Source organism: Candidatus Neomarinimicrobiota bacterium (assembly GCA_030743815.1).
Classification (GTDB): domain Bacteria; phylum Fidelibacterota; class Marinisomatia; order Marinisomatales; family S15-B10; genus UBA2146.
The window spans coordinates 1-22,359 of record JASLRT010000007.1 but is presented as its reverse complement, the minus strand read 5'-3'; the positions used below and the strand labels follow the sequence as shown (position 1 = coordinate 22,359).

Genomic DNA, 22,359 nt, shown 5'->3' with positions numbered 1-22,359 from the left:
GGCGTGGTAACAACGTTAGCGGGAAGCGGTTCTATAGGCTCTGAAGATGGAACAGGCACGGCAGCAAGATTTTATCGTCCTGCTGGCGTAGCAGTAGACGGCAGCGGCAATGTGTATGTTGCAGATCAATTTAATCATCTGATCAGAAAGATAACATCAGCAGGTGTGGTAACAACGTTAGCGGGAAGCGGCTCTATAGGCTCTGAAGATGGAACAGGCACGGCAGCATCATTTTATTGGCCTTTTGGTGTAGCAATAGATGGTAGTGGCAATATGTATGTTGCAGATTATTATAATCATAAGATCAGAAAGATAACATCAGCGGGCGTGGTAACAACGTTAGCGGGAAGCGGTTCTGTAGGCTCTGATGATGGAACAGGCACGGCAGCAGCATCATTTAATAAGCCTTCTGGCGTAGCAGTAGACGGCAGCGGCAATGTGTATGTTGCAGATGAACATAATCATAAGATCAGAAAGATTTTCTTTCCACCCTCGCCATTCGACCTTGTATACCCCCCGAACAACACGACCATCATTCTAACAAGAGCCAATTTCCTTGATACGCTCTACTTTGCGTGGAACCAGTCTGTAGACACTCAACCAGTAACTTATAGTAGAGAATTGACAGGCGACTTGCCAGAGTATATAAGGTTCATTGTTCCCTCTGACGAGGAAATCACCTCAAATATGTACAAGGTTCCCTATCATCATATTGAAGACTATATGCACACTGCTGGTGTTGAACTTATCTCAGGAACCTGGACAATAGTTGCTACCGATGGAGAGAATGATGTTTATGCTGAGAACGGTCCTTTCACATTAACCATTGATGGTAGCCAGTTGAATATCAATGAAAGTGAACTAATACCTGAGTCATTCGCACTACACGCCAACTATCCCAACCCTTTCAATCCTACCACCACAATAAGCTATGACCTGCCAGAACAGGCTCAGGTCACTCTTGGCATCTATGATTTACTAGGCAAACAGATAAAAACCCTTGTAAATCAATCACAGGATGCTGGTAACAGAACAGCTGTCTGGGATGGGACGGATGACTTAGGCAGACAAGTAAGTGCTGGTGTTTACCTGTACCAGATAGAGGCGGGAGACTTCACTCAGACCCGGAAGATGGTGTTGTTGAAATAAAACTATGGACATTGGAAGAACATTCCATACCAGAATTTCAACCAGCTATAAAGGCGAAACACCGCCTTGAAAATAATAAGTGGATAGATAGTATATTTCATTCGTATTTTGATCTCAAGAGCGTCAAAATGAAGAAGACAAGTATACTATTCCCAGCTCTTATAAGTCTATCCATCTCCGTCTCATCGGGCTCAGACCAGCTGGATGATGGCCGCTCCGCTGACGATTTGAGATACGGTTTCATTAACAACACCCGTTCTCTCCTCAGGTACTACCGTATCAATCTGGCTGGCGAAGGGCTATCCCTGGTTGAGGGACCTAACAATAACTCAATCCTTGACGTATCCATCAATACTCGGCGCAACAACTTTGAAGAAGCTATGATGCTCGGTTTTGCCTCCGTTGGGAAAGCCATCACCTATCAGCTGGAGAAGGCCGGTGAAAGCGAAGGGAAGCTGTTCTATCCATCCATAATTACAGTTCAGTGCCGCATCCCCCTGGGACGCAACGGGACGTCAGTCTCAGCTTCCGCAAACAGCAAGATTGTTATCCAGTTTGTGGATGGAACCATGCCCGCATCTCAATTTTGGTGGGAAATACACGACTCTTTTCAGACAGTGTCAGACATGATGATAACGTCGGAAACACCGGTCATTTTCAATGCTGACGTGGACTATGAGAATCTTGTTTCGTCAAGGATCGCCCTGGAGAATATGAACAATCCGCGAGTTTCCGGTCTCATAAGTATGGCTACCAAAGCAAAGTATGTTTGGGGACTTGAGGCCAAGCTTGAATCGATTGTGCTGGATCAGATGAAGACCAATCACATTGATATGATGGAAAAAGTTTTAGGTGTTCAACCCGCGGAAGATCAGATCATTCGTATCGGCAAGCAGGTTTTTTACTATATTAAACTGACCTATCCGGAGGTTGAGGAAGTGCACACCACAGATTCCCTCCGCTATGTCTGGGGCGGACGCCGCTATCCCGCATCTCTCGACGAATATTACAGGGCATACAACCTGAAATATAACATCCGTCGTCCCCCGCGTTAAACCTCCAAGGTTCCCGGCTGGACATCTCCTTTAGTTTATGCTTATTGACGGTTGTTTATCTCTGTGGCGTATTTAACCCAATCGGATGTAGATTACTTGCGCTTGGGTTTAACGTTTATGAATGAATTAACAACATCATCACTCCTCAATAGTCAGCCCAAAACGACATATGATTCCTTCCAGCGTTGAGCAATCTTTTCTGAAGCGGAGTGAGATCACTCGCGCCCGTTCTCATATTCCATTCATTGTCGTTGACAACCTGCCCCGTCTCGGTCTTCTGACCGCTCTCAGGTTCTTTGAATGGATCAACGAGAATCCCGAAGGAACTGTCAGTATGCCCACAGGCAAGACACCGGAATATTTCATCAAGTGGGTCCAGCATCTGCTGCGGAACTGGGACGATCGTCAGCTTGAGAAACTGCGAAAGGACAACGGGTTAACGCTGGACAAAAGTCCCAGTCTCCGGGGACTTCATTTTGTTCAGATGGACGAGTTTTATCCTATTGATCCCGCTTATCACAATTCACTTTACTATTTTGTGCAACACTATTACATCCAGGGATTTGGTTTGTCTGAAGACAGGTGTAAGCTCATCAGCTGCCACGAAATTCCGTCCGCTGATGGGAAGCCCCTCAGCGAGATATTTCCCGATAACCGGCTTGATCTGACATTGCGCTACCGTAATCCCGCGTCATCACTGGAGGAAGACCAGAAGAGAACCATCTATATGGCTGATCAGTGGTGTTCGGAGTACGAGGAAGAGATTCGTGCCAGAGGAGGGATCGGATTTTTTATCGGTGGTATCGGTCCTGATGGTCACATCGCTTTCAATGTTCGCGGTTCTGATCACAATTCAACCACCAGGCTTACGGAGACCAACTTCGAGACCCAGGCCACCGCCGCCTCGGATCTCGGCGGCATTGAAGTATCCAGGACCCGGCCGGTTATTACTATAGGCCTTTCCACAATCACTGGAAATCCCGCAGCGACAGCGATTATCATAGCTGCCGGCGAGGCAAAGGCTGAAATCGTCAGGGCGTCCATGGAAAGCAGTGAAGATATCAGTTACCCGGCCACTGTACTGTCTCGCCTTAACGGAGCCCGTTTCTATCTCACCAGAGGAGCGGCATGCCGACTGGAAGACGTCCACGTGCACGCTTTGACTGCGGAACCGTGGAGCCGGGAGAAGACAGAGAGGGCCATCGTCAATCTCTGCCATAAACTTAACAGGTTCGGACACCGACTTACCCTTGATGACCTGAAGAGTGACAGGATCAACGCTATAATCCCGGACCTCACTGACCAGACTGTGCCTCAGGTACTCGCTTCCTTCGCGCAAAAACTCGAACGCGGACTGACTTTTGAAGAGAACCAGACATTCTTTCATACGGGTCCGCACCACGACGACATTATGCTGGGATATTTGCCGCACATTGCGCACCTTGTCCGCTCACCGCTGAACAGGCATCATTTCTGTATCCTCACGTCAGGATTTACCTCAGTAACTAATGGCTACGTACGCCAGATTCTTATAAACATAAAGGACTTTCTGGATCAGGGATTGATACAGATGATATACTATCCCGATTTCTTTAAGACGGGCTATCTGCTCAAGCGCGACAAGGACGTGTTCCACTACCTTGACAGGATCGCTTCCAACAATCCAGAGGGGCGCCACCGCGGTCTTGCTCATCGTGTTATCCGGGCGCTGGTAGAAATCTATGCTATCGATTCTCTGGCGTCGCTGGAAAAAAAGATCGATGAAGTGATCCGTTATCTTGACGACTGTTACGATGGAGAAAAGAACCGGCCTGATGTTCAGCAGTTGAAAGGGATGATAAGAGAATTCGAAGAGGAACTGGTATGGTCGCACTACGGCGTACAGACAAAGGACATAAGCCATCTTCGCCTCGGTTTCTATACCGGCGATATATTCACAGAAACGCCTGAATCTAAACGCGATGTTGAGCCGATCCTTGAGAAACTTAGATCAATTAAACCAACGGTGATAACCTTGGCACTCGATCCGGAAGGGAGCGGACCTGACACTCACTATAAGGTACTCCAGGCTATCGCCGAGGCGGTGCGCATGTGGAACGAAGAGAGTGATCTGTCTCAGCTGCGGATCTGGGGATACCGCAACGTCTGGTATAGCTTTGATGCCGCAGAAGCTGACATTATTGTGCCCGTTTCACTCAACTCGCTGACTATGCTCCGTGACACGTTTTTGACTTGCTATCTGAGCCAAAAGAGTGCGTCGTTTCCCAGTCATGAACTGGATGGTCCTTTTTGTGATCTGGTCCAGAAGATCTGGGTAGCACAGAATCAGACTTTACAGCTTGTATTGGGACGTGATTTCTGGTATCAGAACGAACATCCGAGATTGCGCGCAGCTCACGGCGCCCTGTTCCTGAAAGAGTTGACGGTGGATAAATTTCTGTCTGAAGCACGGCGGCTGGAGAAATCCATTGAGGGAGAGCTATGAGCACAGCTCCATCGGACGCCTTAACATGACAGCATCCGTGATTCAAAATCAAAGAGAGATCAAATGATGAATTTGAAGAGAAATATTAGCTTGATTGTACTGTGTTACGGTATTGCCATCTATGGTTGCGGGGAATCGGAAAAAGCCGATCTTGTCCTTCGCGATGCGAATATCTACACTATGAATCAGAACGCGCCCACGGTCCAGGCGGTAGCTGTATCTAACGGCAAAATTGTAGCTGTCGGTACGAATGCTGCTATGGAGCCGCTTACGGGAGAAGATACAGAAATTCTCTCACTAAACGGCAAAACTGTTGTTCCCGGGTTCATCGAATCTCATGGGCACATGATGAGTCTCGGCAATTCAATGATGCGACTCGATTTGACCGGAACCAGGAATTATGATGAACTGGTGGCTAAAGTGAAGCAGGCGATGGACAGGGTAGAGCCCGGCCAGTGGATTCTAGGACGCGGCTGGCACCAGAGCAAATGGATGCCACAGCCAAAGCCGATGATCAAAGGATTTCAGACGCATCACAAGCTAAGTGCCATCTCACCACAGAATCCCATCTTCCTCACTCACGCCAGCGGTCACGCCGGTTTCGCCAATGCAAGAGCGATGGAGATTGCGGGCATTACTTCTGAATCAACTTTTGGCGGAGAAGGAGAGATTATCAAGGATGAGAACGGTGAACCGACGGGAATCTTCAATGAGGTGGCGCAGAATCTTATCTGGAGTTATATAAGCAAGGATACTGTGGACACAAGATCGCGGGCGCTGGAACTTGCCATCGATGAGTGCTTGCGCCACGGTGTGACCACCTTTCATGATGCCGGAGCTGGTAGATCGACTATTGAGATTTACTACGACTTTCTCAATCAGGGGAAACTCCGTGTCCGCCTTTATGTAATGCTCACCGGCCGCGAACCGTTACTTCTTGACGACTGGTACGGGAAAGGGCCTGAGATCGGCCTGGGCGACAACTTTCTCACCATCCGCGCCATCAAGCTCAATACTGACGGTGCCCTCGGCTCAAGGGGTGCCTGGCTCCTTGATGAATATAACGATAGGGAAGGTCACTACGGTATGGCGACCCAGCCTATGACCTATGTTCACGAAGTGGCTGAAAAGGGATTGCGCAGCGGTTTTCAGGTCAATGCACACGCCATCGGTGACCGTGCCGTTCGGGAAGTACTGGATCAATACGAAGATGTGTTCAACAAGTATCCGGAGAAGGCCGGTGACCACCGCTTCAGGATTGAGCACGCCCAACATATCGATCCCCAGGATTTGCCCCGTTTCAACGGTTTGGGAGTCATCGCCTCAGTTCAGGCGATACATATGAGTTCTGACCGTCCCTGGGCTATTGACAGACTTGGCAAGAAGCGCATCGAGGAGGGCGCCTATGTCTGGCGCAAGCTGATCGATTCCGGCGCAGTAGTTATCAACGGCACGGACGTTCCGGTGGAACCGATAAGTCCCATCGAATGTTTCTATGCCTCCGTCACAAGGCGTACCCTTGAGGGTGAACCGCCGGGAGGATACGAACCCCATCAGAAGATGGTGCGCCAGGAAGCGTTGAAAAGCTACACGCTCAGCGCGGCTTACGGAGCCTTCGAAGAGGATTTAAAAGGTTCCATCGAAGTGGGCAAGGTGGCCGATTTTGCTGTCCTGTCGCAAGATATGATGACAGTGGATGAGGATGCAATCATCGATACAGAGATCCTCTATACCATCGTTAACGGCAAGATCGAATACCACCGGGCGGATGGTAAAGAGACAGAGACGGGAGAGAGGGACGATTGAGTTCTATGAGAATGATTGGATGACCGATATGGCTTATCCCATCTATCCGGAAGGTCTCTACCGTTCAATTGAGAGGATATCCGAATTGGGCGTCCCTATTTTCATCACTGAGAACGGTATCGCCGATGCTCAAGATGACAGGCGGGCGACTTTCATCGAACGGTATCTTTACGCAGTCTCAAGGGCGCTGGAAGAAGACTATGATGTGAGGGGATATTTCTACTGAACCCTCATGGACAATTTTGAGTGGTCTGAAGGTTATGACATGAAATTCGGTCTTTACGAAGTTAACTTCGCAACGCAGGAGAGAAAACTTTGAGACGGTGCCGGAGCCTTTGTCCGTATCGTTAGAGATCATTCAGGAGAATAGCGAAGAAGACTTGAAGTATTATGCTGCCGTGGTTCCAATGCATCCGTCGCGGAACGCCATCACACGTTTCTCACCTCTCATCGCTTCTTTCAGCGCCGTTACTAGTGTTCCTCGTCACCTGTCAGGAACCGCCCGGACCGGATGTCAATACTGATCCTAAGATCATATTCGTATCTGAGCGTGACGGTAACCTGGAAATCTACATAATGGAAATAGATGGCAGTGATGCCATAAACCTGACCGACAATGAAGCTGACGACCATTCGCCGGTATTTTCTCCCGACGGTAAAAAAATAGCTTTTGTCAGCGATCGTGCCGGCAATCGGGATATCTATTCTATGGATATCAACGGGGAAAATCTGGCAATTCTCACTTACAGCAGCGGCAGCGATCGATCGCCGGTTTACTCAGCGACGGGCTCCCGCATAGCTTATGTCACTGATCCTGGTTTCACTGGAGTCTCTAATATTACAGTAATGGATGTTGACGGGCAGAACAAGATTGCAGTGGCAACTGAGGGGTGGAATATTCAACCCGCTTTTGTCTCCAGCGGACAGCAAATTGTTTATGCCTCAATAACAGATACCGGTTACGATATTTTTAAGGTAGATATTAGTGGCGCAAATAGAGTAAATCTTTCCAACAGTCCTGGTGATGATCTGAGACCCGCATGGCATTCCGTTTCGGAAAGTATCCTGTTTGACTCAAACAGGGATCAGAATCATGAAATATACGTCATAGATGTTGACGGCGCTGAGCAGTCGAACCTGACGCAGAGTGACAGTGACGATACGTTGCCGGTGATTTCACCCGATGACAAGACCGTTATCTTTGTCACTGACAGGGACGGCAACAGTGAAATCTATTCTATGGATCTGTTTGATGGAGGTAATCAGACAAATCTATCACAAAACGAGGCGTATGACGATTATCCGGTTATATCACCGGATGGGGAGTGGATAGCGTTTGTATCAAATCGGGACGGTAATGCGGAAATCTACATCATGGACAGTGATGGCGGAAACCATGTTAATCTCACCGGCCACGAGAGTGTAGACCTTAATCCCCGGTTCCAGCCGTGATAATAAAATCGTTTATCAAAACTGTATTGGCCGTAATAGTCTTGCTCCTTCTTTACCTTGCATTCTGGCCTGTTGCCGTTGATCCCGTTGCCTGGGAATCGAAACCAGCTCCATCACTCGATGGTAAATTCGCACCCAATGACTATCTAGCGCAAGCTGATATTTTCGGAAAGGGTGACGGTATCGGTCCGGAGGATATTGAAGTGGACAGCGAAGGCAGGATTTATGCACCGTATGAAGACGGCCGCGTACTGCGCTACGACAGCAGCGGGGAAAACAGTGAACTGTTCGTCAACACAGGCGGAAGACCTCTCGGCATGGAGTTTGATGCTGACGGCAATCTCATCATCTGCGACGCCAAGAGAGGGCTTTTGTCCGTTTCGCCCGATGGAGAGCTGACGGTCCTCGCGACTGAAGCCGGAGGCGTCCCGTTCAAGTTTACTGATGATGTGGATATTGCGCAGAATGGCACGATCTATTTTACTGATGCATCGCATAAGTTTGGCATTGAAGATTATCGGTCAGACATAATGGAACACCGGGGAAACGGGAGACTGTTAGCGTACCATCCTATCAGCGGAGAGACCAGCGTCGTGAAAGACGGTCTCTATTTTGCTAACGGTGTCGCCGTCAGTCCCGATCAAATGTATGTGCTTGTGAATGAGACAAGTTCCTACACGGTGCAAAAGGTGCGGATAGCGGGCGAGAAGGCGGGGACGTCAGAGGTTCTTCTGGAGAATCTCCCTGGCATACCCGACGGGATCTCATCCAACGGGAAAGGAACGTTCTGGATTGCTTTCCCTTCAAAGCGCAAGGATATCCTTGACAACCTGTCTCATAAACCGTTCATGAGAAAACTTATCATGCGACTGCCCGAGTCCATGCAACCTGCGCCGGAGCACTACGGTTTTGTCATCGGCATCGACGGGGATGGAAACATCCTTCATAACCTGCAGGACCCATCACCGGAATCTTTTTCGCCCATTACCAGTGTGGAGGAGCATGATGGGATGCTCTTCCTTGGGAGCCTCACCTATAACGGTTTTGCCCGGGTAACGGCGCCCTGATTTCTAGTAAAACGGTTTGTGTAAACCATAGAAGATTGCCAAACCTCTATGGTTTCAGTATCAAGGCTCCTATGAGTTGTTCTAAAGTTTTCTTGTGCAGATAAACCTTGGTTTTCCATACTGAATATGCAAGAGTGATTGTTGACGTGACGGTTAGGTCTTTGCTATAAGCGAGAGTGCGTATCTCGAGATGAGCGGAATCAGATCACCAAAGGCCGCAAAGCGTGCATCTTTGGTTTGTCCTCGCACGAAACGGATGTAAATCTGCGCCGCTATACCGATCAAGCGGAAAAGCCCCAGCACGTGGTAGAATCTGATGTTCGTCACATTCCGGGTGCCTTTCTCAGCGTATCTCTGCACTAACGCCTCCCGCGTCAGGAAATGCACGTCTGTGGGCATCATGGATGCTCGCTTGAAGAAGGCCGGATCGGACGGCTCACTCCAGTAGCACAGCAGCGCACCAAGGTCGTTGAGGGGATCACCGAGAGTGCACATGTCCCAATCAAAGATGGCAACCACGTGCCCGGGGTCAGTGGGGGAGAACATGAGGTTGTCTAATTTGTAGTCATTGTGCACGAGAGCAGTATCGCTCACCGTTGGGAGATTCTCAGTGAGCCATGCATAAAGATCATCCATCTCTTCCAGATCTTCGTGCTTTGCCGCTTCCCACCGTTTGAACCACCCTTCTACCTGGCGCTGGATGAATCCTTCAGGCCTGCCAAGGTCCCCAAGTCCCAACGACGCAAAGTCGACCGCGTGGAACTCCGCCAGACGGTCTACGAGGGCTTCGCTCATCCGCCGGGGGGAATCCTCCATCGCGACAAACACTTCCGGTACGGTTTTACGTACCACCACACCTCGCTTCCTCTCCATGATGAAAAAAGAAGCACCGATGACTTTACTGTCATCACAAAAAAGGAAAGCTTGCGGGGCACAAGGGAATGTCTTGTACAGAATCGACAGCACCCGGTATTCGCGAGCCATGTCGTGGGAGGTGGGGGCTACGGGACCGAGAGGGGGACGTCTGAGTACGTATTCATGTGTGCCGTAATCGAGAAGGTAGGTGAGGTTAGCCGCGCCGCCGCTGAATTGACGAACCTTCAGCTTATTCTGCGTTCCCTCGAGTGATCCTTTCAAGTACTCGCGTAAGCGGACGGTATCAAACCGCTCTTCTGGACGGACGTCAATGGTGTCCTCGGAATAGCACATAGCTTACTCCGAGTCGTACTTTTTCAGTATCTGTTTCGCGGCCGACAGTTTGTGGACTTCGTCCGGTCCGTCATAGATGCGCGCTGCCCGTTCGTGGCGGTACCAGTAGGCGAGGGGGGTGTAGTCCGTTACACCAAGGGCGCCGAGTGCCTGGATGGCGCGGTCGAGGATTTTCTGAAGGATACTAGCAACGTAAAACTTAATGAGTGAGATTTCAGTCCGCGCACTGCTGGTCCCCTGGCGTTCCACCTTTTCAGCGGCGTCAAGAACCATCAGGCGTGCCGAATTTATCTCGGCGCGGCTCTCAGCAACCCATGCTCTCACAATGGCCTGGTCCGCCAAAAGACTATCGCTCGTTATGCGACGGCGGGATGCGTGACGGCACATGAGATCAAAGGCGCGTTCGCAGATCCCGATCCATCTCATACAGTGATGAATTCTGCCGGGACCGAGCCGCTCCTGAGCCAGTCGAAATCCTTCGCCCTCGGGACCGAGCAAGTTATCACTGGGGACTCGACAATCGGTGAATCGCAATTCGGAATGGCTGGCATAACCCTCTCCCGTGCCGCCCATGACAGGTGTGTTCTCCACAATCTCCAGGCCCGATGCATCCATGGGAACGAGGATCATGCTTGCCCTGCCATACTTGCTCTCCGATTGCGGATTTGTAACAGCCATCACAACTGTGAAAGAAGCTCCATCAGCGGAACTGGTGAACCATTTCTGGCCGTTGATGAGATAGTTATCGCCATCCTTTTCTGCTGACGTGTCAAGCAGCACAGGATTGGACCCCGGATTCTCCGGCTCAGTCATGGCGAAACAGCTTCGAATCTCTCCTCTGATGAGAGGTTCAAGAAAGACCCGTTTCTGGTCAGCCGTGCCGTGGAGTGAGACCAGCTCGATGTTTCCGATATCGGGCGCCTGGCAGTTGAGGACGTAATGTCCCAGCGGCGTACGACCGAGTTCTTCACTCACCGCCGCAAATTGGGTGAGAGAGAGACCAAGTCCACCGTCCGATTCGGGCAGATACGGCGTCCATAGACCTTCCTTCTTGGCGAGCTGTCGCTTTTCCTCGAGAACCTCCGAAACCGAGAGAAATCCGTTGAGGAGAAACTCTTCTTCAAGCGGAATGAGATTTTCCGCTAAAAACTTTCTTACTTTGGCAACGATATCTGTTTCGTTCAGCTTAGTCATGTTTTCCTCTGCATGAAATTAGATGGCCGGCCCAAGTGACTGTCCACCATCAACAAAAATCGTTTCTCCTGTAGTGTAATCCGAGGTACTTGAGGCGAGGTAGAGGGCAATCCCAACAATCTCATCAGGATCGGCCATGCGGCCTTGGGGGATTCCCCTGACGATGGTGTCGTGGAGTTTTTCATTCTGCCAGAGAGTGCGACTGAAATCAGTCTTAACAAATCCCGGTGCAATCGCGTTGACCTGAATATTATCCTTCGCCAGCTCCTGTGCCATCACTTTTGTAAGCATGATGACCGCCGCTTTACTGATGCTGTAGATGCCCATACCCGAGCCGGGAATCTTTCCCAGAATACTGGCCATGTTGATGATCTTGCCGCCGCCACGTTCTTTCATAGTCTTGAGGCACGCGTTGGCCACCTTATAGTATCCCTTAACGTTGACTTCCCATATCTTGTCCCAATGACTTTCATCTGAGCCAAAGAGGGGTCCGAAATGGGGATTTGTGGCCGCATTATTGACAACAATGTCGATGGCACCAAAAGTGTCAATAGTCTTTGAAGCCAGCGATTGGACAGCCTCGTCATCACCTGTATGAGTAGCCACGGTGAGAACGGATGCACCACCTTTCTTGATCCCCTTTGCCGCCTTGTCCAGCCCTTCCTTTTTTCGACTGGCGATTACTACATTGGCGCCGGCTGTGGCGAAACAGTTAGCGATGGATTTCCCAATCCCCCTCGAGCCGCCGGTGACAATGGCCACTTTACCGGTCAGATCAAATTGTGTGCTGACTGTCATTCCGTATTGTTCGCCATGAATAAGGGAAAATAGGAAGAAAAGCGCTTTCATGGAAAGGATTAGAGGAATGACAGAATGCCGCTCAAGAGACGCTGGCGGGGTCCATATGTCAGGGGGGTGTCATTATGTCAAACAGACCAGCGATCTCAAGGGATTGGCACAGGTTATGCACACTGAAAGGCGTAAACGGAAGGAGATATCCAAGGACAATGTAAATAGGCAGATGAAACCCGGAAAATGGCGTTGACGCCATCAAACAGTACGGTATCAACCTGACGGAACTGGCACATGACAGGAAGACGAAATACGCCGCATCATTCAGATACTTCTACGCAGAACAATGAATAATACCGTACTGGTCGGGTGGCAAGTATCTTCACAAGTAAATTAATCCCTATTTGCACTGACCGGACGCTGCGTCCTGTCTGAGATTTTATTGGAATTTTGTTTTGCTTCTTCTCGCCGTAGTAGTGAATTTACACTCCTCATATCATGCGAATCGCCCTCATCCAGCAGCACGCAACAGAAGATAAACGGAAGAACATCGACCACGGTCTGAAGCATCTCAAAAAAGCTTCCTTAGAAGGCGCAAAGCTGGCTGTCTATGCCGAACTGGCCTTCACCCGCTTCCACCCACAGTACCGCGCCGAAGAGGACGTCCTAAAACTTGCTGAAACCGTCCCCGGTCCCACTACAGATGCGTTCGTTGCGAAAGCGAAGGAGCTGGGGATGGTGATGATCATCAACCTCTTCGAGCGGGCTGGAGATATGACCTACGATTCGTCTCCCGTCATCGATTCAGATGGTACTCTATTAGGCGTGACACGGATGACTCACATCGCCGATTACGCCTGTTTCTACGAAAAGGACTATTACACCCCGGGTGACAGCGGGGCGCCCGTATACGATACATCAGTGGGGAAGGTGGGTGTGGCCATCTGCTACGACCGTCACTATCCTGAGTACATGCGTGCCCTCGGACTTAAGGGAGCGGAACTTGTGGTGATTCCCCAGGCGGGAACGGCGGGTGAGTGGCCGGAAGGACTTTACGAGGCGGAGCTTCAGGTGGCGTCATTCCAGAACGGATACTACTGTGCGCTGGCGAATCGTGTCGGCAGAGAGGGCGAAATGAACTTTGCGGGAGAATCATTTGTCACCTCACCTTCCGGTGCGGTCGTTGCGAGGGCCCCGCGAGGAGAGGATTTTGTGCTGGTAACAGATATTGACCTCTCTGAAGTTGGTCAGTCCCACGCCAGGACTATGTTCTTCCGAGACAGGCGGCCGAATATCTATCCTCTGGACTAACATTTGGACCCTCACTTTCTGCGTCATTAATAGTCTTCTCTCGTGTAAATTCCCGCAGTGATGGACGATTATCTAAAGAGAATTATCGTTCTTTTCGTGGCAATCTGTCAATTCCTGTTAACTGGCTGTGCCATGTTCACTGCTTACGGACAGCTCGAGCGCAGCGCCCGTGACAGTTATCAGCGCGGCGATTATGATGAAGCGGTTTACGATTGTGCTCAGTCGCTGCGCATCAATCCAAGTTACGAGAAGGCGCAGTTACTGATCCAAGACGCCTTCAGAGCGGCGGTGATCGATCACGAGACTACCCTCGGTCAACTGCATAATTCCGAAGATAAATTTCGCTGGGACAGGATTGTTTCAGAATATGAAGCTCTCGAGAGGCTTAACCGTGTCATCAAACAGTTGCCGATATTGAGATTGGAAGGGAGAAGTGAAATAATTGAATTTGATGTTAAGCATTATTTCGATCCTCTTGAAGAAGCAAAACAAATAGCGGCGGAAGTACATTATAATGAGGGAGTGACATATTCCTCTCTGGAAGGGATCGATAACAAGAAGAAGGCAGCCAAGGAGTTTAAAACTTCTTTGCGTTTTGTGGCCGGATTCAAAGATTCCGCCGAAAAATATGAAACCATGCGGCTGGAGGCCATCCTTAGAATTGCCATCATCCCTTTCGAAGATAAGAGCGGCAAGAGGCGTAAGTATGGCGCTGTCAATGAAACCATCGTCGACATGGTCATCAGCGATGTGTTGAACGATCCCGCTGCAACTGAGTTTCTGGAAATTGTTTCCCGCGACCAGTTGGATCGTGTCATGCGCGAGCAGGCGCTGGCCCAATCAGGTGTTATTGATGCCCAGATGGCCGTGGATGTAGGCAAGATTCTCGGCGTCCACGAAATAGTCACAGGCAAGATTACTCAGATCATTGTCACTCCTGAAAGAACAACTGAAGATACCTATAAGGAAAGTAGACGGGTGGTAATTCGCAAAGAGCGATACGTGAATGACGAAGGGAAGGAGAAAATGAGGGATATTAAAGGAGAGGTCACCGCAAATGTAAAGATCTACAAAAGGTCTACGGCAGCCACTATTCGCGGATCTTATAACATCATCGATGTGCAGACCGCTAGAATTCTTCAGAGTGAATCTTTCAGCGGTGAAGCCAGTATTGAGAAGGATTGGGCTACGTTTGCCGGAGACGAGCGTGCTCTCAGCTGGCGCTCAAAGCAACTTACCGGCCGCCGGGAGCAGCTGGTACCGGTAGCCGATGAGATGGTCAGCCGTGCCGCCAACAATTTGGCAAAATCTCTCTCCGCCTCGCTTAGACAATACGCCCGCTAGTCTCGCTAGCGCATTGCCTGACAACCGTTCTTCGATTTGAAACAGTCATTCCTCGTAATCATTCCAGTATACAACGGCGAAGCGACGATTCCATCTCTTCTAAAACGACTGTCAGCCGCGGATATAGACAACTTCCTCTTTGTGAATGACGGCAGTACCGACGGCACCGGCAAACTCCTTGCGCAGCAATCTCTAAATCAACTGGATCACATAGAAAACAGGGGTAAAGGCGCCGCTCTTATGACCGGCCTCAACTATGCGTATGATAACGGCTTCGATTATGTGGTAACTATGGATGTCGATCTGCAGCATCCGCCTGAATCCATTGTAGCTCTCTTGAGAAAAGTCGATAAGCAATCAGTTGTGGTAGCGTGGAGAAGGGATTATTCGAAAATGCCGCCTCACCGTATTTTTTCCAATGCTGTCACTTCTTTATTGCTATCAATACGGTCCAACATGCAAATAAAGGATTCTCAATGTGGTTTCCGCGCTTTTCCTTCGAAGATCATCACCCAATTGACATTCATACAGCACGGCTTTCAATTCGAGAGTGAACTTCTAATGCGGGCAGTCCTGGCAGGATATCGAATACGTCACGTTCCAATTCCCACCATCTACGCTGGCGAAAAATCTGCCATGAGAAATGTATACGATACATTTAAATTCATCGCCATGTATTTAAGAAGTTTCCTCTGGTAACATGTTCGGTTGGATGAGCGTGTCAATACGCTGGGTAGATATTTAATGGTATCGGGGCAATATCGTCTGCGTAAGGCCGGACCTAGTTCTGGTCTATAGCTTCCAAAATGAATAAGTTTAATTTAATTTTAAACCTTTTCGGGGCTTTATTTTACCTTTAGACCTATGAATTCAATCGCTATTGCACTTAGAGGAATGGCCATGGGAATGGCTGAAGTTGTACCAGGGGTTTCCGGGGGTACCATTGCTTTTATTACCGGTATTTACGAGCGTCTGATCAAAGCTATAAAGACTATCCTCAGCCCCTCGATTATCCGATCGTTTCGGGAAGGAGGTATGCTGGCCTTCTGGCAGGCAATTGATGGTCGTTTTGTGTTGACTTTGGGGGTTGGCATGGTGCTCGGAATCGGACTTGGCGTTTTCGGTGTTTCTTATCTGTTGACTAATCATCAGGAGCCGCTTTGGGGTTTTTTCTTTGGTTTGATTTTAGCATCCGTACTATACGTTGGGCAGCAGGTTGACCAATGGCATGTCCGATCTATTTTGGCTTTGGTTTTTGGAACCGCGATTGCCTATGGGATCACCATTCTTAACCCTTCCATGGGGTCCCAGAATCTGCTTTATATTTTTTTGGGAGGCGTAATTGCCATTTCGGCCTTGATCCTGCCAGGAATTTCGGGTTCTTTTATCCTGCTGCTCATGGGCTTGTATACAACCGTAATTCCAGCTGTGAAAGCAGTAATTAAAATGGAAGATTTGAGTCAACTAAAGATTGTTTTAGTCTTTGGTTTAGGCTGCCTGGTTGGTTTGGCAAGTTTCAGCCGGGTTCTCTCCTGGACCTTTTCTCGTTACCGAAACAGTACATTGGCCATATTGGCAGGGTTTATGCTAGGATCGCTCAATAAGATCTGGCCCTGGCGCAATGTTCTTGAAACCCGCGTGAACTTTTCCGGGGAAAAGGTTCCCCTTCTTGAAGTAAGCGTATTGGCGAAGTACTACGAGGGTGATGCTCAAATATTGTTGGTATTGGTATGCATGGTGATAGGGTTTGTCATGGTTTATGGTTTGGATCGGCTGGGAAAAAACAAGCTATGAAGTTTGCTTTTCCAGAAGTCGATCAACATAAAAGATTGCTGGACTGAGACGCCATATGGCCCACTGGCGCTTTTGATATCACTCTGCCGCTATTTCTGGTGGCGTCTACTATCAGTCGCTTGACCCGCTTTTTACTCGTGGCGGGCATGATCTGAAAATTTGGTGAACCTATTACGACCTCTATTGATCGCTATTTCAATCTGCTCTCAATCGTATTTGTGCTTCTCCTCGTCGGCGGATTCGTCGTCCTGAAGTACGTCTTTTGACTGTTATCTCACTCAAACTCTCTCTAAATTCCCGTAGCCGCTTTTTCTCAGTTGGGGAATATTGGAATAATGGAGAAATGAAGTATTGGAATCTTCCCTGCGGCATTTATCCGCTAATGCAAATTACCATTCCTCCAGCAAGAATTCGGGGTGTAGCGCAGTCCGGTTAGCGCGCTGCGTTCGGGACGCAGAGGTCGGGAGTTCAAATCTCCCCACCCCGACACATTGTATGTTTTGGTAGTATGTTAATATAAATAACGGTGATTAAAACGGCTTTTAGTCAACCTCACTCCTGGTGGTGAGGGTCTCTCCACCGGCAAGCACCAGTAATATCCTCGCAAAAAATGACTGTATAACCCCGCTGGAATCATCGTCTCGAAATCGGGCGGGTAAGGCAAGCCGCAACGACTAATCTTTGATTGTTTCACATAGTCCAATGCGCCTAAACTATGGATACGAAAGTGATGGCTAAGAATTACAATCATAAAACGATAGAAGAAAAATGGCAAGCCTTCTGGGAGGAAAACAAGACTTTCAAGGCTGTTGAGGATCTTGATAAGCAAAAGTACTATATCCTCGACATGTTTCCTTATCCATCGTCTCACGGTCTGCACGTAGGCCACCCCCTGGGCTATATTGCCACGGATATTATAGCGCGCCACAAGCGGATGAACGGATTCAATGTGCTCCACCCTATGGGGTGGGACGCCTTTGGACTTCCCGCCGAGCAATACGCCCTTCAAACGGGCACCCATCCTGCTGAAACCACAGCCAGGAATATTGACAATTTCCGGCGCCAGATAAAAAGGTTGGGACTCTCCTACGATTGGGACAGGGAAATCAATACAACCGATCCAGGCTATTACAAATGGACGCAGTGGATTTTCCTGCAACTATTTAACAATGGGCTGGCATACGAGGCAGAAGTGCCGGTGAACTGGTGCCCGGAACTGGGTACAGTCCTAGCTAATGAAGAGGTGATTGAAGGAAAGTCAGAGAGGGGAGGTCACCCAGTCTATCGCGTCCCCATGCGCCAGTGGATGCTGAAGATCACCGATTATGCTGAAAGTCTACTGGCGGGGCTGGGTGATCTGGATTGGCCCGAAGGGATAAAAGAGTTGCAGCGCAACTGGATCGGCCGTTCTGAGGGTACTGATGTGGAATTCAAGCTTCCGTCCATCGGTAAATCCATTACTGTCTTTACCACCAGGCCGGACACGCTTTTTGGCGCTACCTATATGGTTCTCTCCCCGGAACACCCCTTCGTCGACCAACTTACCAGCGACAGTAAGAAAGAGGAGACGCAAGCTTATGTCAAAAAAGCGGCTCGCAAAAGTGACCTTGCCAGAACAGATCTCGAGAAGGAAAAAACTGGTGTCTTCCTCGGAACACACGCCATAAATCCTGTCAATGACGAAGAGATACCCATCTGGATCTCAGATTACGTCCTTATGACTTACGGTACCGGTGCCATCATGGCTGTGCCGGGGCAAGATCAACGTGACTGGGATTTTGCCGATAAATACGATCTGCCGATCATTCGCACCGTGCAGCCGCCTGACGATTTTGACGGAGAAGCTTACCTGGGTGACGGTCCCGCCATCAACAGTGATCTATTGGACGGACTGTATGTGGAAGAAGCCAAGACAAAGATCATCGGATGGTTAGAGGAAAACGGAAAGGGTCGGGCCACTATTCAGTATAAACTCCGTGATTGGCTCTTCTCCCGCCAGCGTTACTGGGGAGAGCCGTTTCCGGTTATACATGTTGATGGCGATCCGGTGCCTCTCAGCGAAGACGATCTGCCGTTGGAACTCCCCGAGGTTGAAGATTATCAGCCGGCCGAAACCGGCGATCCGCCTCTTTCAAATGCCACCGATTGGGTCAATGTGACCTTCGAGGGAAAGGAGGGGAAGAGAGAGACTAACACGATGCCTCAATGGGCGGGGTCGTGCTGGTATTATCTGCGCTTCATAGATCCTCATAATGACAAAGTAGGGTGGGATTTCGAGAAAGAGCGCTATTGGATGCCGGTAGACTTGTATATCGGCGGCCAGGAGCACGCTGTCTTACATCTTCTATATGCCCGCTTCTGGCATCACGTGCTGCACGACCTCGGCTATGTTTCGACAAAAGAACCGTTCAAGAAACTGATTAATCAGGGCATGATTCTGGGTGAAGACGGCTCTAAAATGAGCAAGTCCAAAGGAAACGTCATTAATCCAGATGAAATCCTTGAGGAGTACGGGGCGGACGCTATGCGACTCTTCGAGATGTTCATGGGACCTCTTGAAAAATCAAAGCCGTGGAGTACTTCGGGTATCAAAGGGAGCTATCGGTTTGTGAAGAGGGTGTGGTCCCTGTTCATCAGTGGAGACGGTACGCTGAGCGATGCCATAGTGAATGATGCGGAAATAGATGACGAACTCAACAGACTCTTGCATCAGACAATCAAGAAGGTCACCAACGATATTAATGAACTGAAATTCAATACGGCTATTTCTCAGCTTATGACATTGACAAATGTGATGAAGTCAAGTCAAACACTATCCAGAAGACTAACAGAGACATTCGTTCTGCTTGTGAGCCCTTTCACGCCGCACATGTGCGAGGAGTTGTGGCAGAAGCTCGGTCACACCGATTCCTTGTCTTACCATCCCTGGCCGGAATATGATGAAGAACTGGCTCAGGAGGAGCTCATCACCATCGCGGTACAGATAAATGGGAAACGGCGTGGTGAAATCGAAGTAGCGCCCGGGGTGGATGAAGAATCAGCATTGAGATTGGCGCTAGAACAGTCCAATGTGAAACGATATCTGGATGGCAAGGAGATCAGAAAGACTATCTTAGTTCAGGATCGCTTGTTAAGTATTGTAGTGTAGGTTGCGTCGCATCAAACGGCGTAGTAGACATAATATATATTATACGCATATATTGCATAAGTCACTACTGTCAGACCTCTAATCTACCTCTACTTCAGCTTCTTCAAATTTCCGCAATTTATCTTTCTCTCCGAGAATCATGACAGTATCACTGTGCCTTAGAATACTTTTTGGATCAGGATTAAGTGTGACTTCATCGTCAGCTCCGATTATTCCCACAATTAGGAGACCGTATTCTTCCCTCAAATGTGCATCCTTTATGGTGATCCCATCGAAACGCCGGATTCTGTCCAGTTTCAGTTCTTCAATTCCGATGTCTACATTCCGCGCCGGGGTACGAATTTCAACCGAATCTTCAAGATATGGCGCGACTAGGAGTTCAGCCATCCTGTGTCCGCCAGCAACATAAGGATTTACCGCCTTGTCGGCGCCGGCACGATGTAGTTTTATGGCATTTGAGTCAACGCTGCAACGACTGGTAATAAACAACTCGGGATTCAGCGTTCTTGCTGACATGGTCACGAAGAGATTATCCGAATCGTTGTTCAATACTACCACAAGACCTTTCGCATATTGGATTCCCGCTTTTTGAAGAGTTTCATCAAGAGTTGCATCCCCCTGAACGTAGATATAGCTTTCCTCCGCAATCTTGGTGATCTTTTCCATGTTATTCTCAATAATCACAAACGGCTGCCCCTGTTTTATCAGTTCGCCGCAGATTACTTTCCCCATTCTACCGTAGCCGCAGACGATGAAGTGATCCTTTAAGTGTGATGCTTTATTCTCCATTCTTCTTCTCCTTAGCAAATCAAAACTTAGCAGGAACTGAGCCGCTTGACTGAAGGCGTAAAACACAATCCCGATCCCAAATGAAATGATGACAATCGTCCATATCTTCTGTATGTCTGACAGTGTGTGAACTTCCTCGAATCCGACGGTAGAAAGGGTGATGACAGCCATATAGAGCGCGTCCAAGAGTGACCACTCCTTCCCGCCGAGAACCTTGAAACCGGCGGCTCCCAGTAGAACAGTCCCGAGGACGAGAATTACAATTCTTCCGAGCTTGGAGAAACCCATCTACAGTTTTATCTCCATCCCATCATAGGCTAAATCTACTTCTCCCTGATAGTATTGTGCCATCGTAGAAATGATATCTGTTTCCAAGATTTCGGGATATAAATGGGTCAATACGAGACGTTTGCAGCCAGCTTCCGTGGCTATTCGACCGCATTCCGACGGGGTCAGATGTCCCTTCCGCTTGAGGCTGTCAGGAAATGAACACTCCAGGATCATGATATCCACACCTTTAGCGCTATCGATCAACTCATCGCTGAAGTCGCTATCACCCGAATAGAAAACAGACCCCCCTCGCTCCCTCTCAAATCGATAGGTAACGCTATGGTCTGTGTGTTCTGTATGTCCGCATCTCAACAGCAGATCATCTAGCACAACTTCTCCCCTCGATATTTCCTGTATTGAAATCTCAATCCAGTCACTCAAAACCCACTCACCATATAACTCCATTAACCTATCGTAATAGCTTTCAAATCCGACCGGCGCCACAATGTGGAGCGGCTTCGGTTTTACCAGTCCGGGATCGTGCCGATAGGCAAAAAGGAGCGGGACGAGATCAAGTGTGTGATCGGGATGCAAGTGACTGTAGCAGATGGTGTCAATGGTCTTATAGTCAATGCCGAAATCGACCATTCGCCGCAGCGTGCCCGAGCCTCCGTCAATGAGAATACAATGTTTCTCCGTCTGGAGGAAGTAACCGCTGTTGCCCCTTTTGGGAAATGGGATTAAGACGCCGGAGCCGAGTACGGTCAGTTTCACGTCTGGCAATTTAGTGAACTGAGTTCGAAAAAGGAATCAGGAGACTCAGGTGAAATATTCCTATCTCAACAGAAGCATCTTGGCCGATTGACTGATATCACCTGATCTAACCATGATAAGATAAATGCCGGTGCTTACTTTGCGCTCTGATGAATCCTTACCGTTCCACACCACCGTATGGCTACCCGCATCCTCATATTCCTCTGAATACTGTTTGATCAACCTTCCGTTTAGGTCATATACAGAGATTATAGAGCGGTCCCGTTGCGACAGAGAATAGGTTATAGTAGTAGTTTCATTAAAAGGATTGGGGTAATTGGATAAAAATATCGATCTAGGGAGACCATCGTCCTTCTGAATTGAGATGGTTGAATCTTCAATAATCAAATTATTATCGATCCATTCCAGCCTTGCCTTTATCCAATCCTTCAGATAACCGATTTCATCTCCATATTTATTGTATACGCGAGCATTGGGCCAGACATAGGTTCCAAGAACCGGCCACCTTTCGAAATTTCTTTCCTGAGCCTCTTCAATCTCCTGAACCATCGAATCGATAAGCGCTTCAATATTCTCGGTGGACAGGCTATTCTCTCTCAGTTCACGCCATCTCTGAGTAAAGCTGATCTGAAAAGAAGTATCTGCCCAGATTTGTTGCCACCAGAATGGAGGTTGCCAGAAGTCATCCTCATTGATTTCATATTCGATGTGCCAGCCGTC

At 48.9% G+C, this 22,359-nt stretch carries 17 protein-coding genes, 1 tRNA gene and 1 pseudogene; 13 read left to right on the top strand and 6 right to left on the bottom strand.

Annotated elements, in window-relative coordinates; all coding sequences use genetic code 11:
• The 7 genes and pseudogenes from QF669_00780 to QF669_00750 all read left to right on the top strand — a co-directional run.
• Positions 1-1,149, top strand: a 1,149-nt coding sequence (locus tag QF669_00780) for a T9SS type A sorting domain-containing protein (GenBank protein ID MDP6455978.1), incomplete at its 5' end; no start/stop codon positions are given.
• Between the two features lie 128 nt (positions 1,150-1,277).
• Positions 1,278-2,204: a hypothetical protein gene (locus QF669_00775; protein ID MDP6455977.1), complete on the top strand. Its 927-nt coding sequence runs from the start codon at positions 1,278-1,280 to the stop codon at positions 2,202-2,204.
• Between the two features lie 169 nt (positions 2,205-2,373).
• Positions 2,374-4,689 carry a 6-phosphogluconolactonase gene (locus tag QF669_00770; protein ID MDP6455976.1) on the top strand — a complete coding sequence of 772 codons (2,316 nt, stop codon included), beginning with the start codon at positions 2,374-2,376 and terminating at the stop codon, positions 4,687-4,689.
• A gap of 66 nt (positions 4,690-4,755) precedes the next feature.
• Positions 4,756-6,495, top strand: a complete 1,740-nt coding sequence (locus QF669_00765) for an amidohydrolase (protein ID MDP6455975.1) — start codon at positions 4,756-4,758, stop codon at positions 6,493-6,495.
• A 28-nt stretch (positions 6,496-6,523) separates the two neighbouring features.
• A pseudogene (locus tag QF669_00760) lies at positions 6,524-6,814 on the top strand (family 1 glycosylhydrolase).
• A gap of 71 nt (positions 6,815-6,885) precedes the next feature.
• Positions 6,886-7,947, top strand: coding sequence for a DUF5050 domain-containing protein (locus QF669_00755; protein ID MDP6455974.1), 1,062 nt, complete (start codon positions 6,886-6,888; stop codon positions 7,945-7,947).
• Positions 7,944-9,014 carry an SMP-30/gluconolactonase/LRE family protein gene (locus QF669_00750; GenBank protein MDP6455973.1) on the top strand — a complete coding sequence of 357 codons (1,071 nt, stop codon included), beginning with the start codon at positions 7,944-7,946 and terminating at the stop codon, positions 9,012-9,014. Before QF669_00755 ends, QF669_00750 begins: the two co-directional genes overlap by 4 nt.
• 153 nt (positions 9,015-9,167) lie before the next feature.
• Here the strand turns inward: QF669_00750 and QF669_00745 are convergent, their stop codons facing one another.
• From QF669_00745 to QF669_00735, 3 genes are read right to left on the bottom strand one after another with little or no spacing between them, the layout of a single operon-like run.
• Positions 9,168-10,223, bottom strand: a complete 1,056-nt coding sequence (locus tag QF669_00745; protein MDP6455972.1) for a phosphotransferase family protein — start codon at positions 10,221-10,223, stop codon at positions 9,168-9,170.
• A gap of 3 nt (positions 10,224-10,226) precedes the next feature.
• Positions 10,227-11,417 carry an acyl-CoA dehydrogenase family protein gene (locus tag QF669_00740; GenBank protein MDP6455971.1) on the bottom strand — a complete coding sequence of 397 codons (1,191 nt, stop codon included), beginning with the start codon at positions 11,415-11,417 and terminating at the stop codon, positions 10,227-10,229.
• A gap of 18 nt (positions 11,418-11,435) precedes the next feature.
• Complete coding sequence (locus QF669_00735) at positions 11,436-12,215, bottom strand: glucose 1-dehydrogenase (GenBank protein MDP6455970.1); 780 nt, start codon at positions 12,213-12,215, stop codon at positions 11,436-11,438.
• 492 nt (positions 12,216-12,707) lie between these two features.
• On the opposite strand from QF669_00735, the gene QF669_00730 reads away from it, so the two are divergent.
• From QF669_00730 to leuS, 6 genes are all read left to right on the top strand, one after another.
• The gene (locus QF669_00730) at positions 12,708-13,520 is read left to right on the top strand and encodes a nitrilase-related carbon-nitrogen hydrolase (protein ID MDP6455969.1); all 813 of its coding nucleotides are present in this window, start codon (positions 12,708-12,710) and stop codon (positions 13,518-13,520) included.
• Positions 13,521-13,580: 60 nt separating this feature from the next.
• Entirely contained in the window at positions 13,581-14,864 is a 1,284-nt protein-coding gene (locus QF669_00725; GenBank protein ID MDP6455968.1) for a CsgG/HfaB family protein, read from the top strand.
• Positions 14,865-14,900: 36 nt separating this feature from the next.
• A complete protein-coding gene (locus QF669_00720) occupies positions 14,901-15,563 on the top strand; it encodes a glycosyltransferase family 2 protein (GenBank protein MDP6455967.1) in 663 nt (220 codons plus the stop codon).
• 207 nt (positions 15,564-15,770) lie between these two features.
• Entirely contained in the window at positions 15,771-16,658 is an 888-nt protein-coding gene (locus QF669_00715) for a DUF368 domain-containing protein (protein ID MDP6455966.1), read from the top strand.
• A gap of 412 nt (positions 16,659-17,070) precedes the next feature.
• Positions 17,071-17,145: transfer RNA gene (locus tag QF669_00710), tRNA-Pro, on the top strand.
• Between the two features lie 243 nt (positions 17,146-17,388).
• Positions 17,389-19,806 (top strand): leucine--tRNA ligase, encoded by a 2,418-nt coding sequence (leuS, locus tag QF669_00705; protein ID MDP6455965.1) that lies wholly within the window; start codon positions 17,389-17,391, stop codon positions 19,804-19,806.
• A gap of 78 nt (positions 19,807-19,884) precedes the next feature.
• Here leuS and QF669_00700 read toward each other — a convergent pair whose 3' ends face one another.
• The 3 genes from QF669_00700 to QF669_00690 form a co-directional block, all read right to left on the bottom strand.
• The gene (locus QF669_00700) at positions 19,885-20,883 is read right to left on the bottom strand and encodes an NAD-binding protein (GenBank protein MDP6455964.1); all 999 of its coding nucleotides are present in this window, start codon (positions 20,881-20,883) and stop codon (positions 19,885-19,887) included.
• Positions 20,884-21,639, bottom strand: coding sequence for an MBL fold metallo-hydrolase (locus QF669_00695; protein ID MDP6455963.1), 756 nt, complete (start codon positions 21,637-21,639; stop codon positions 20,884-20,886).
• Between the two features lie 60 nt (positions 21,640-21,699).
• A partial coding sequence (locus QF669_00690; GenBank protein ID MDP6455962.1) for a CotH kinase family protein occupies positions 21,700-22,359 on the bottom strand: 660 nt, incomplete at its 5' end.